The 12,621-nt window shown below is 73.8% G+C and carries 9 protein-coding genes; 3 read left to right on the forward strand and 6 right to left on the reverse strand.

The genetic code is table 11. From position 1 onward, the window contains the following. Nucleotides 1-87 precede the first annotated feature (87 nt). The gene (locus ACIF6F_RS10815; protein WP_399944209.1) at nucleotides 88-990 is read left to right on the forward strand and encodes an LLM class flavin-dependent oxidoreductase; all 903 of its coding nucleotides are present in this window, start codon (nucleotides 88-90) and stop codon (nucleotides 988-990) included. 63 nt (nucleotides 991-1,053) lie between these two features. On the opposite strand, the gene ACIF6F_RS10820 is transcribed toward ACIF6F_RS10815, so the two are convergent. Both ACIF6F_RS10820 and ACIF6F_RS10825 read right to left on the reverse strand, forming a co-directional pair. Further along, entirely contained in the window at nucleotides 1,054-4,059 is a 3,006-nt protein-coding gene (locus tag ACIF6F_RS10820; protein WP_399944212.1) for a tetratricopeptide repeat protein, read from the reverse strand. Further along, on the reverse strand, nucleotides 4,056-5,912 hold the full coding sequence (locus ACIF6F_RS10825; protein WP_399944215.1) for an HSP90 family protein: 1,857 nt from the start codon (nucleotides 5,910-5,912) through the stop codon (nucleotides 4,056-4,058). The genes ACIF6F_RS10820 and ACIF6F_RS10825 overlap by 4 nt, the downstream gene beginning before the upstream one ends. Nucleotides 5,913-6,217: 305 nt before the next feature. Here ACIF6F_RS10825 and ACIF6F_RS10830 point away from each other — a divergent pair, with 305 nt between their 5' ends. Further along, complete coding sequence (locus tag ACIF6F_RS10830; RefSeq protein ID WP_399944218.1) at nucleotides 6,218-7,147, forward strand: class I SAM-dependent methyltransferase; 930 nt, start codon at nucleotides 6,218-6,220, stop codon at nucleotides 7,145-7,147. 55 nt (nucleotides 7,148-7,202) lie between these two features. On the opposite strand, the gene ACIF6F_RS10835 is transcribed toward ACIF6F_RS10830, so the two are convergent. Next, on the reverse strand, nucleotides 7,203-7,742 hold the full coding sequence (locus tag ACIF6F_RS10835; RefSeq protein WP_399944221.1) for an RNA 2'-phosphotransferase: 540 nt from the start codon (nucleotides 7,740-7,742) through the stop codon (nucleotides 7,203-7,205). 221 nt (nucleotides 7,743-7,963) lie between these two features. Here ACIF6F_RS10835 and ACIF6F_RS10840 point away from each other — a divergent pair, with 221 nt between their 5' ends. Continuing rightward, complete coding sequence (locus tag ACIF6F_RS10840) at nucleotides 7,964-8,701, forward strand: aquaporin (protein WP_399944223.1); 738 nt, start codon at nucleotides 7,964-7,966, stop codon at nucleotides 8,699-8,701. Nucleotides 8,702-8,793: 92 nt separating this feature from the next. Here ACIF6F_RS10840 and ACIF6F_RS10845 read toward each other — a convergent pair whose 3' ends face one another. The 3 genes from ACIF6F_RS10845 to ACIF6F_RS10855 all read right to left on the reverse strand — a co-directional run bounded on the left by ACIF6F_RS10845 (nucleotide 8,794) and on the right by ACIF6F_RS10855 (nucleotide 12,508). Beyond that, the gene (locus ACIF6F_RS10845; protein ID WP_399944226.1) at nucleotides 8,794-9,711 is read right to left on the reverse strand and encodes a MerR family transcriptional regulator; all 918 of its coding nucleotides are present in this window, start codon (nucleotides 9,709-9,711) and stop codon (nucleotides 8,794-8,796) included. Nucleotides 9,712-9,887: 176 nt separating this feature from the next. Beyond that, complete coding sequence (locus ACIF6F_RS10850) at nucleotides 9,888-11,669, reverse strand: SDR family oxidoreductase (RefSeq protein WP_399944593.1); 1,782 nt, start codon at nucleotides 11,667-11,669, stop codon at nucleotides 9,888-9,890. Between the two features lie 2 nt (nucleotides 11,670-11,671). Further along, the gene (locus tag ACIF6F_RS10855; protein ID WP_399944229.1) at nucleotides 11,672-12,508 is read right to left on the reverse strand and encodes a M24 family metallopeptidase; all 837 of its coding nucleotides are present in this window, start codon (nucleotides 12,506-12,508) and stop codon (nucleotides 11,672-11,674) included. Nucleotides 12,509-12,621 lie beyond the last annotated feature (113 nt).

Genomic DNA, 12,621 nt, shown 5'->3' on the forward strand with positions numbered 1-12,621 from the left:
TGAGCCCCTCGCGGGACCGCCCGCGCCGTGGTGCCGCCGGGACACCGGTTTTCGGTGGGCCCCGGGGACGGTCGTAGGCTCGTGGGCATGAGCCTGCGTCTGAGCACCGTGATCCTGCCCGTCCACCGCTGGCACGAGGGGGGCCGTGAGCGCTGGCAGCGCGCCGAGGAGCTGGGATTCCACGCCGCGTACACCTACGACCACCTGTCCTGGCGGAGCTTCCGCGACGGGCCCTGGTTCGGGGCGCTGCCCACCCTCACCGCCGCCGCGACCGCCACGGAGCGGCTGCGCCTGGGCACCCTCGTCACCTCGCCGAACTTCCGGCACCCGGTGACCCTCGCCAAGGAACTGATCTCCCTCGACGACGTCTCCGGCGGCCGGGTCACCCTGGGCATCGGCGCGGGCGGCAACGGCTTCGACGCCACCGTGCTGGGCCAGGAGCCCTGGACCCCGCGGGAGCGCGCCGACCGGTTCGGGGAGTTCCTCCCCCTGCTGGACCGGCTGCTGTCCGAGGACGCCGTCAGCCACACCGGCACGCACTACTCCGCCGACGAGGCCCGCAACGTCCCGGGCTGCGTCCAGCGCCCCCGGCTGCCCTTCGCGGTGGCCGCGACCGGGCCGCGCGGCCTCAAGCTGGCGGCGCGGTACGGCCAGGCGTGGGTGACCACCGGGGACCCGAAGCTGTACGAGGACGGCACGCCTGAACAGTCGGTGGAGGCCCTGCGCGGCCAGGTCGAGAAGCTCGGCAAGGCCTGCGCGGACATCGGCCGCGACGTCGCAGAGCTGGACAAGGTGCTGCTCACCGGCTTCACCCCGGACCGCAACAGCCTGCTGGGCTCGGTGGAGTCCTTCGTGGACTTCGCCGGCCGCCACCGGGAGCTCGGCTTCACCGAGATCGTCGTCCACTGGCCGATCCCCGACTCGGACTTCGCCGCCGACCAGGCCGTCTTCGAGGAGATCGCCACCGAGGCGCTCGGCCGGCTGGCCTGAGGGCCCGGCCCGCGAGAGCGGGCGGACGAGGGGACCCGGGACGTCCGGGTCCCCTCGGCAGGCTCAGCGGAGGAGTGCCGCGCGGACCTGCTCCGCGTCACGGACCAGGCGTTCCGCCTCTTCGCCCGGCACCTCCGCGAACTCCTCGGCGAACGCGGCCAGCCGCGCGGCGCCCGCCTCGCCCCGGCCCCGCCCGTGGTCCAGCCAACCGGCGGCCGTGAGGCAGCGGAACCGGTCGTCCAGCGCGTCGGGCCCGAGCACCGCGTACTCCGCGGCCGCCCGCTCCCACAGCAGGACCGCCTCGTCCCCCAGCTCCGTGCGCCGGCCGTCCGCCAGTGGTGCTGGCGGCTCGTCCTCGCCGTACAGCGGGTCGGCGGCCTCGACGCGCTGCCGCAGCACCTCGGCCGTCTGCTGCCAGGTCTGGCCGCGTTCGTAGCGCAGCTGCGGGTGGTCGGGGCGCTCGGCGGTGTCGAGCACCGCGAGCGCCTGCTCCATCAGGGCCCGGGCGCCCTCGGCCGCGGCGTCGTCCACCGTGCCGTTCAGGCCGAGCCAGGCCAGCGAGCGCAGGCAGCGGACCTGGCCGACGGGGTTGTCCCCCAGCCGGTCCCACAGCTCCACGGCCCGCTCGTACGCGGCCGTCGCCTCCTCGTCCAGGCCCGCGGAGGACAGCGCGTCCGCGGCCGACTGGGCGAAGTGGGCCTGGGCGTGCTGGTTCTCCCAGCCCTTGGCGGTCTCCGCGGCCAGCAGGTACTGCTCGGCGGCCCCGCGGAAGTCCCCGGTTCCGCGCAGCAGCCGGGCCAGGGTGCTGCGGGCTTCGACGCCCTCGTGCTCGCCCTCCTCCAGCAGGTCGGGCAGCGCCGAGTGGAGCACCTCGACGGCCTCGGGTATCCGGTCCGCCTCGGCGTACGCCCGGGCCAGCAGCTGCCGGGCCCGGGCGCCGTCCGTTGCGCCGAGCCCGGCCCGGTCCAGCCGGTGCACGGCCTCCAGGGCGTGCCCGGCGGCCTCCTCGGCCCGGCCCTCCGCGCGCAGCAGGACGTCGGCCAGGGTGAGGCGTACGGCGGCCAGCTCCTCGGCGTCGGTCAGCTCGGCGGCATGCGCGAGGGCGGTCCGGGCCACGGCTTCGGCCTGGTCCTGCTCCCCCAGGTGGGCCAGCACGTCGGCCTGGAGCGAGAGGGGCTGCACGGCGTCCCAGGGCCGTCCGGCGCCGACCTGCCGGGCGGCGGCGGACGCCAGCAGCGCGAGCGCCCGCTCCAGTTCGCCGGCCCGTATCGCGATCCTGGCGAGGGCGGTCTCGGCCTCGCCGACCAGGTCCGCCACGTCGTGCGGCGCTCCCCCGCCCGCCCGGCCGTACCGTGCGACGTACTCCTCCAGGCCGGCGACCAGTTCGGCGTCCGGTCCGGCGGCGGGGTCCGCATCCGGTCCGGCCGCCGCCTCGTCGGGCGCGTGCGGGCGCAGGTGCGCCTCGATGCGGATCCGGTGGAGTTCCGCGGCGGCGATCCGGCGCTCCCGCAGCGGCTCGGCCGGGTCCAGCGATCCGGCCAGCCGCTCCGCCTCGGCCAGCAGTGCCCGTATCTCCTCGGGAGCGGCGCCCCGCGTGGTGGCGATGCCCGCGACGGCCAGGCTGGTGAACGCCGCCCGCGAGGCCTCGCCCGCCGAAGTGTGGACCTCGGTGGCCCGCATCATCAGGGCCGCGGCCCCGGGGTCCCCGGTGCGGGCTGCGGTCAGGGCGCGCCGCTCCAGCAGGTCCCCGGGCAGGGCGGTGTCGCCGGGAAGGTTCTCGCCGGCCTCGGCCCGTGCCACGACCTGCTTCCACAGGGCGTTCACCGACGGGTGGCCCGACCGCCGTGCGGCCCGCGCCCGCTCCACCAGCTCGGCGAACGGCTCCGCGGGTGCGGCCGGGGCCGCCGGACGGTTCTGCGCGGCCGGGGTGACGCGGGCCGCCGCGGTGGGGGCGAGCGGGACCACCCGTACGCCCAGGGGCAGGTCGTCGACCAGCGGTTCCCGCGTGATGCGGGTGCGGAACTCGTCGGAGACGTGGGTGTTGGAGTTGCGGACGTCGAAGCGGGCGGCGATCTCCGAGGCCTCCGCGTGCAGCAGCACGTACAGCTCGTCGACGGTGCGCATCGCGCCCTGGTGGGCGACCACCGGCCGGTCGCCGTGGCCGAGGTCGGCCAGCCGCCGCAGCAGGACGAGGACTCCGCCGGCGAAGCCCAGACGCGCGGCGGGTGCGGCGAGCCGGTCCAGGTGGGCGGTGTGCTCGGCCAGGATCTCCAGACCGCGCGACTCGTTGCCGGTCAGGGCGCAGAACTCGATGTGCTCGGCGATCGAGCGGAGCAGGCTCTCGTTGCCCCGTGCCATGCGGTAGCCGCGCAGGTGGCAGGAGCGCGCCTCGTCGTGGCGGCCCAGGCGCAGCAGCGGCAGCAGGGCATGGGCGAGGGTCCGCTCGGGCTCCTCCATGCAGGTGTCGTGGCCGTCGAGTACGGGCGTCCAGACCTCGACCGCCTTCTCGTCCTGCTTCTGGTCCACCCAGAACTGCCCCTGGGTGTTGATCTCGCAGGCGTGGCAGTCGCTCATCCGGTCGCGGGGGGCGGCCGCCCAGGCCGTGATGGCCCGCTCGGCGCGGGCGTGGTCGCCGGTGGCGTCCGCGAGGTGGAACTCGGCCTGGCGCACGGCCCGCTCGCCGAACCCGGCAAGGCGGTAGCGCCGTTCCATGTCGTCCAGCCAGCGGGTCGCCGTCTCCACCGGGATGTCGGGGGAGCTGACGATCAGTCCTGCCACCCACTTGAACTGCCAGTGGAGGCTGTGGGTCTGGCCCGCGTCGAAGGCGCCGGGGTCGCGGTCGTACTCCTGGAGCAGCCGCGCGAACGGCACGACCATCCTGGCCCGCTCGGCGCTGTACTCGTACGCCTCGATCAGTACGTCCAGGCTCTGCCGGAACAGCTGCCGGTCGCCGGTCGCCTCGGCGGCGGCGCTCAGCGTCTCGGCGTGGGCGTTGCGCGCGGCGCCGTAGGGGGAGTTGCGGTTCTCCACCAGGCCCCGGCGGATCTCCTCGGGGGTCAGCTGGGTCACATCTGCTCCTCTCCGGGGGCGGTGGGATGGGTGGCCCATTCCAGGAGCCCGAGGAAGGCCCTGTTGAGCAGGGTGGTGTCGGCCGGGCGCAGTGGCCGCTGGGACATCAGCAGGGCCTGGCCGTAGAGCGATTCGACGGCGGTGCCGGTGAGCGCCTCGTCGGGCAGGGCCGCGATCCGGCGGATCAGGGGGTTGTTGTGGTTGAGGACGAGGCGGGCGCGGGGTTCCGTGCCGCGCAGGGCGCCGAGGATGTCGTTCCACAGGGAGTCGGCGCTCTCCTGGGCGGTGGCGCGGTCGCGTTCGTGCCGGGTCTGCCGGTCGTCCAGGTAGAGCGCGGGCACGGTGACCGGCTGGAAGGCGCGCAGCGCGACGTCGCAGCCGTGCGCGTCGAGCCGGGTGCGGGCGGTGGCGAGGAAGGGCGCCAGGGCCAGTTCCTCGGTGGTGGAGACGGGATCGAGGCGCTCGGTGACCGCGCCCGCGTCGAGTTCGGAGACCTTGATGCCGGGGCGGACGGCGGGCAGCAGGGCCAGCAGGTCGGCGTCGTAGGTGTAGCCCGCGTTGATCACGCCCAGGCCGTGGGCGGCCGCGATGGGCGCGATCTGCCGGAACTCCTCGACGGTCCGGGTGAAGTGGATCTCGGAGTGCGCTGCGGCGAACTCCTCCAGGCTCTGGTGGCCCTCGCTGGTCTCGAACGGCAGCCAGGGCAACATCAGGCCGAGCAGCTCGGCATCGTGCCGGGCCAGGGACTTCACGCCGAGGTGGTGGACGTCGAGGAAGGCGGCCAGGCGCTGGGGCTCCCCGGCCGCCAGTTCGGCGAGCCACTGCCGTACCCGGGCGCCCAGGGCGTCGCGTACCGCGCCGAGGGTCTCGTCGTCGTACAGGTTCTCGCGCGAGGCGGTGGGGCGCAGGGAGTCGGTGTCGAGGACGACCCGGACGAAGAAGGCCCACTCGGGCAGGAGGTTGTCCGCCTGGTCGGTCAGCAGCATCCCCTTGAGGTGGACGCGGTGGCCGGCCCGGTGGGCGGGGCTGGTCGGCTCCGGGAGGACGTATGCGACTCCGCGCACGCCGGCGACGGGCAGGTCCAGGTCGATGCTGTCGAGCGGGGTGAACCCGAAGAGCCGGGCGCAGTGGCCGGCCAGGGCCAACCGGCGCGCGGCGGGCGTGGGGAACTCGCGGTCCCACACGGCGGGCCGGTCGGTGACCGGCCGGGGGCTGCCCACGCCGTCCTCGAAGGTGATGTCGTACGGCAGCAGCGACCCGAAGTCCCGGGCCAGCCGCTCGACCCGCTCGGGCTCGATCCACTCCTCGGCGCCGGGGCGGGCCTCCAGGAACACGGTGGTGCCGGGCTCCGGGCGGGCCTCGTCGGGCAGCGTACGGACGGTGTACGAGCCGTCGTCCCCGGCCACCCACTCTACGGGGCGTGCTCCGGGTTCCCGGGCGGACCGGGTGACCACGCGGATCCGGCGGGCGACGACGAAGCAGGCCAGGAGGCCGATGCCGAACTGGCCGAGGAACTCCCGGCGGGCGGTCTCCAGGCCGTGCTCACCACCGCGCTTGGAGCTGCGGCCGATGGTGGCGAGGAGCGAGTGGGCCTCGTCCTCCGTCAGGCCGATGCCGCTGTCCTCGATGGAGACGCGGCCGGCCTCTGCGGAGAGCCTGATCCGGACCGGGGCGCCGGGATCGGCCGCCTGTCGGGCCGTCACCGCGTCCACCGCGTTCTGGAGCAGCTCGCGGACGTACACCCGGGGGCTGGAATAGAGGTGGTGGGAGAGCAGGTCGACCAGGCCGCGCAGGTCGACCTGGAAGTTGTTGACGGGCGGAGGGGTGTCCCGGTGCGGGACGGCGGAAGTCATGGTGTGTCACCTCGCGTGCGCGCGTGCGGCAGTCGGCGATCGCGGGGTCCCCCCCTCACGGATCGCGAAGTGAGAGACAGCGTAGGGGGCCGTACCGACAAACACCTCCGGGTATTGCCGGGGGCGGCCGGGGCCGGGCGGGCGGGGCCGGACGAGCCGCGCATGGACGGCGTGTGAACGGCTTGCGGATGGCCGGGGGTTGGGGAGGTGACAGCGCGCGAACTTCCCCCCATGGCCCTTGGGCCGGATGCGGGGCAGTCAATAGCTTCGTTTCACGTGAAACGGTCCGCATCCAGGAGAACCCCATGACCGATGTGCCACTCCGCGCCCGTCCCGCGCGGCGTCTGCTCCAGCCCGTGATCGACCGCATCGACCGGCGGATCGATCGGCGGCTGCGCGCGGCCGACCGGCAGATCGACACCCTGCGGCAGGAGCTCCGCCGTACCCAGGAGCGGTTGGCCACACAGCACGCCCGGCCGTTCACCTACGACCTGCTCTACGGCAAGGACGGCCGGCTCAACGACCGGATGCCGAGCCGCGAGGTCTTCAAGAAGCTGTCGGACGAGATCGCGGCCGTCGCGGGCCGCCCGGGGGCGTGGACCGAGACGGCGCAGGCCTTCCGGACGCTGGTGGAACTGGAGTCCCGGGGGGTGGGGCGGATCGCCGGCTCCACGGTGAACATCCTCGGGAAGCTCACCGCCACGCCGCTGCTGGGCCCGCCGAACGGCGAGATCCTGGAGATCGGCACGCTGTACGGGCTCTTCGCCGGCGGCATGGCCCGGCAGCTCCTGCGCCGGGGGCTCGGCTACCAGCTGACGATCGTGGACCCGATCGCACCCGTACAGCTCCAGCCCGGCGTGGAGATCAGCCGGGATCCCTCGGGCACGCCGATCAGTGAGGACATCGTGCGGGCCAACCTGCTGCTGGCCGGCGTGCACCCGGACCGGCTGCGGCTCCACCGCGGGTTCTCGCAGGACCCCGCGGTGCGCGAGGCGCTCTCCGACCGGCGGTACGGGGTCATCGTGATCGACGGGGACCACTCCGAAGAGGGCGTGGCGCGGGACCTGGAGTGGGCCGAGGAGATCGCGGCGACGGGGGCGGTGGTGGTGCTGGACGACTACGGCGACGCGCGGTGGCCCGGGGTCCAGGCGGCCACCGACGCCCACCTGGCCGGGCACACCCGGCTGAAGCTGGTGGGCACGGTCGCCACCAGCGCCTTCCTGCGGGCGGGCTGACCGGACCGTACGGCCGCCGAGCGGAGCCCGGTGCCTTCCGCCGGGAGGGCCGGACTCACGGGAAGCGGATGAACTCCGGCGGCACGGCGTCCACCAGCCACACGCCGTTCTCGCTGATCCGGAAGACGTGACCGGCGCCGCGCATCGCCGCCGCGTCCACGCTCAGCACCACCGGGCGGCCCCGGCGCGCACCCACGCGCGTCGCGGTCTCCCGGTCGGCGGAGAGGTGGACGTGGTGGCGCCGCATGGGACGCAGCCCCTCGGCCCGGATCGCCGTGATCACGGCGGGGACGGTGCCGTGGTAGAGGTACGCGGGCGGCTCGGCCTCGGGCAGGCCGAGGTCGACGGTCACCGTGTGGCCCTGGTTGGCGCGGATGCGGCTGCCCTCGACGGCGAAGCGGCGCTTGTCGTTGGTGGCCACGACGTGGTCGAGCTCGGCCCTGCTGAAGGCGAAACCGTGTGCCGCCGCGGCCGCGAGCAGGTCGTCGATCTCCACCCACCCCTGGGTGTCGAGCACCAGTCCGATGCGTTCTGGCTGATGTCTCAGGTGCTTCGAGACGTATTTGGACACCTTCACGGTGCGGCGTTCGTCCATGAGCCCAGCGTGCCCCCAGGGCAGGGGCCTCGGCATGCCCTTTTCCGGTTCTGCCGCGGGCCGGGCCCCGGCTGGACGCGGGGTGGACCCTCTCTATCGCACTTCCAAGATACGGAATATATTTTCCACTGGCACCCCGCACGTGAGGACGTCCGTCGCCGGGTCCACCACCACTTCGTCGTCGATGACCGTCGACCCATTCGCCTTAGGGGGACACCACCATGCCCGCTCCCGCCTCGCTGCCACGCAGGGCCGCTGCCGAGTTCACCGGCACCGCCGCGCTGCTGGTGATCGTCGTCGGCTCCGGCATCCAGGCCGCCGCGCTCAGCCGGGACACGGGCGTGGCGCTGCTCGCCAACGCCTCCGCCTCCGCCATCGGCCTGGGGCTGATCATCACCCTGTTCGGGCCCCTCTCGGGCGCCCACCTCAACCCGGTCGTCACGCTCGTCTCCTGGTGGACCCGGCGCTCCGGTGGCGAGGGGCTCACCGGCCCGGCGGCAGCCGTGTACGTGGCCGCCCAGACCGTCGGTGCCGTCGTCGGCGCGGTGCTGGCCGAGGTGATGTTCGGCAGGACGCCGGGGGCGTTCGCCGTGCAGGCCAAGGACGGTGCACACCTGCTGGTCGGGGAGGTCGTGGCCACCGCCGGGCTGGTGCTGGTGATCCAGGGGCTCGGGCGGATCGGGCGGCCGCGGCTGGTCCCGGCCGCGGTGGCCGGGTACATCGCCGCGGCGATCTGGTTCACCTCGTCCGGCTCGTTCGCCAACCCGGCCGGCACGGTAGGGCGGGCCTTCTCCGACTCCTTCACGGGGATCGCCCCCGCCTCCGTGCCCGGCTTCGTGGCCGCGCAGCTGGTCGGCGGCGGGCTCGGTCTGGCGCTTTCGCTCGTTCTGTACGGGCGGGAGAAGGTGCGCAACGCCGAGGTGACGCCCATCAACACCGCGTATCGGGCTGCGAGTTGACACAATCCACAGTTGCAGCCGGTTATCCACAGCCCATTTGCCGGGGTATGTCGGCGATTGCGTGATCGTCTGTGGGCAGCCCTGTGGGTAAGTCAGTCACCCTTCCGTGAGGCCAGCTCGTTCATCGTCCGGGCCTGCAGCTCCCGCTCGGTGGCGGCCCGTACGAAGGCCGCCACGTGGGCCGGCCCCACCAGCTCCTGCACCGCGCGCACCGTCTCGGCCGGCAGCGCCACCGGAGTCGGCCCCGACGGGGCCACCGGCTGACCCGCGGCCCCCAGGTGCCGCTGGAGGTGACGGGTGGCGAACAGCCGCATGGCGCGGGCCAGCTCGGCGTCGACCGTCTGCTGGGCCAGCGGACGCAGCCGCCGGACGAGCGTGGCCGCCTCGGCGGCGTCCGCGTCGGTCGGCGGGTGCGAGCCGAGGTACCGGGCGAAGACGTGCTCGGTCGTGAAGTCCAGGAACCGCGAGGCGATCGACTCCACCTGCCCCCGCAGCTCGCGCAGGTGCCCGGTGATCGCGTCCAGTGGCACGCCCGCGGCGTGCAGCTCGGCCGCCACCGCCAGCTCCTGCGGACTGGGCACCAGGAACTCGTCCGAGGTGCCCGGCACCCGCTCCAGCACACCGAGTTCGACCGCCTCGTCGACGGCCCGGTCGTCGGGCTTGCCCCCGAAGCGGTCGTTCAGCTCCTCCCGGGTGATCCGGGCGGCCTCCTCGTCGGTCCAGGGCCCGTGCACCTCGGCCACCAGACCGAGGACGCCGCCCAGGCCCCGCCCCGCGTCCCAGGCCTCCAGCAGCTCCTTGATGGAGGCCAGGGTGTAGCCGCGGTCGAGCAGGTCGGCGATCTGGCGCAGCCGGGCCAGGTGCGTGTCCCGGTACACGTTGGACCGGCCGCGCCGCTCCGGCTTCGGCAGCAGCCCGCGGTCCTGGTACGCCCTGATGGTGCGCACCGTGGCTCCGCTGTGGTGCGCCAGATCCTCGATCCGGTACTCCGCCACCGCCTGCTCGGACACTCAGCACTCCCTACGACATCGCCGCCCGCCGGCACCGCCCGCCGCGGCCCGGGCGGCCGGTGGGGCCGCCAGGTGCTCGGCCGCCCTGTGCGGCGAGCCCTCCTGCGAGGGATGGTACGACCGGCGGAATCAGCAGGGTATGGCCGTGCCGGGCTCTCTCCGGGTGGCGTACGCCGTCACAGCCTGGGCTCCAGCCGGGCGATCGCCCGCAGGGTCCGGGGAGTGAACCGGGACATCCACAGTGCGCCGCGCGATTCGGGGGTCACGGGCACCACCGCCTGGTTCTTCACCACGGCCTGGAGGATCGCGTCGGCCACCTTCTCCGGCGGGAAGTTGCGCAGGCCGTAGAGGCGTGAGGACTTCTGCTGCCGGCGCTTCTGCTCGGCCTCGTCGACCCCGGCGAAGCGGGTGGTGGCGGTGATGTTGGTGTTCACGATGCCGGGGCAGATCGCGGAGACGCCGATGGACTTGCCGGCCAGCTCCGCCCGCAGGCACTCGCTGAGCATCAGCACCGCCGCCTTCGAGGTGCTGTAGGCGGGGAGCGTCCGGGACGGCAGGTAGGCGGCGGCAGAGGCGGTGTTGACGATGTGGCCGCCCTGGCCGCGCTCGGCCATCTGCCTGCCGAAGATCCGGCAGCCGTGGATGACGCCCCAGAGGTTGACGTCGAGGACCTTCTTCCAGTCTTCCGCGGTGGTGTCCAGGAACGACCCGGACAGCCCGATGCCCGCGTTGTTCACCAGCACGTCGACGATGCCGTACTCCGCCGCGACCTTGGCGGCGAGCTGCTCCATGGCCTGCTCGTCACTGACGTCCACGGTCTCGCCCCAGGCCTCCGGGGAGCCGAGCAGCCGGGCCATCTCGGCGGTGCGCGCCGCGCCCTCGCCGTCCCGGTCCACGGCCACGACCCGCGCGCCGGCCTCGGCGAACGCGAAGGCGGTGGCCCGCCCGATGCCGCTCGCGGCGCCGGTCACCAGCACGAGCTGGCCGCCGAACCGGTCGGCGTACCGGCCGGTGGCCGCCGCCGCGGCCGTCGTACCCGCCGCACCGACCGCCGCCCGGTCCTCCTGTGCCTCGACGAACTCGCCGATCCAGGCCGCCAGCTGGTCGGGCCGGGTGCGCGGCACCCAGTGCTTGGCCGGCAGGGTGCGGCGCAGCACGTTCGGTGCCCAGAGCTCCAGGTCGTCGTAGAGCCGCTCCGAGAGGAAGGCGTCCCCGGTGGGCGTGATCAGCTGGACCGGCGTGTGGGCGTACGCGTCGGCGCGCGGCCGGCGCAGCCTGGCGCGGACGTTGTCGCGGTAGAGCCAGGCGCCGTGCGCCGCGTCCGAGGGCAGCGAGGCCGTCGGGTACTCCCCCGCCGGCACCTTTTCGACGCGGGCCAGGATCCCCGGCCAGCGCTTGCCGAGCGGGCCGCGCCAGGCCAGCTCCGGCAGCACCGGGGTGTGCAGCATGTAGACGTACCAGGACTTGGCGCCCTGCCCCAGCAGCTGGGCCGCCCGGCGCGGGGTGGGCCGCGCCATCCGCTTCTTGATCCAGTGCCCGAAGTGGTCCAGGGAGGGCCCGGACATCGAGGTGAAGGAGGCGATCCGGCCCTCGGTGCGCTTGACCGTGGCGAACTCCCAGGCCTGCACCGAGCCCCAGTCGTGGCCCACCAGGTGCACCGGGCGGTCCGGGCTCACCGCGTCGGCCACGGCGAGGAAGTCGTCCGTCAGCTTCTCCAGCGTGAACCCGCCGCGCAGCGGCACCGGAGCCGTGGACCGCCCGTGCCCCCGCACGTCGTACAGCACCACGTGGAAGCGCTCGGCCAGCCGCGCCGCGACCTCCGACCACACCTCCTTGCTGTCCGGGTAGCCGTGCACCAGCACGACCGTCGGCCGGTCCGCGTCCCCGAGCTCCGCGACGCAGAGCTCGACGCCCCCGGTGTGTATCCGGCGCTCCCGCGCCCCGCCCAGAACGGCCATGCTCACGCTGCCTTCTCCTCTGCCCAGCGCCGCACGTGCGGCAGGTCGTCGTCCAGCCAGTAGGCGCTCTCCTCGGGATCCCGGGAGTCGGTGACGACCAGGATCTCCTCGAACTTCGCGCCGGTGCCCCGGAAGCCCAGGTGGGGTTCGACCGCCCACAGCCCCGGCTGCGGGGGATGGTCCGAGAACTTGTACGGGCTCCACAACGGCGACCAGCCTTCACGGTGTCCGTGCAGGGCGTCGCTCGCGAGCCCCTTGAGCGACTGCGTGCCGAACCCGAAGGCGGTCGGCGACCAGCGCCGCTCCTTCACGCGGTCCACCTTGTGCGCGATCACGCCGAAGGGATAGGCGCGGTGGCGGTTGGCGTACCCCTGGCGGGTCATCAGCCGCTCCACGTCCTCGTAGATCTCGCGCAGCGAGCGGCGTTCGCGGACCTGGGCCAGGATCAGCTCGCGGTGCGCCCGCAGGTCGGCCATGAGCCGGTCCTGCACGGGGTTGAGCCCGAGGGAGCCCGAGTAGCCGATGTCCGCGGTGTAGCCCTTGTAAACGGGGGCCATGTCGAGGATGAAGGGCATCCCCGGCTCCAGCCGACGGTTGGTCGGGAAGAACTGGAGCGGGATCCTGAAGTTCGCGAACGCCGTCCGGTCGCCGAACCACGCGAACGGCAGGTGGAACCAGTCGGTCACCCCGCGCTCGCGCAGCCAGTCCCGCTGCATCCGCGCCGCTTCTCGCTCGCTGACGCCGGGCTTCAGCCGGGCGGCGACCGCCTCCGCGCACTCGTACGCGAGCCGCTGCACTTCCCTGAACCCTCGGAACTCCTGGAACCCGTCCCCTGCCATGCCAGCCCCGTCCCGGTAGCCGTACGTGCCCGTAAGTTGACACTGATGAATGTGACAATGCCTGGAGGTCACGTCAAGAGCCGTGCACAGACCTGTGGAAAACCTTTCGGCGG

Source organism: Streptomyces sp. NPDC086023, assembly GCF_044540325.1.
Taxonomy (GTDB): Bacteria; Actinomycetota; Actinomycetes; order Streptomycetales; family Streptomycetaceae; genus Streptomyces.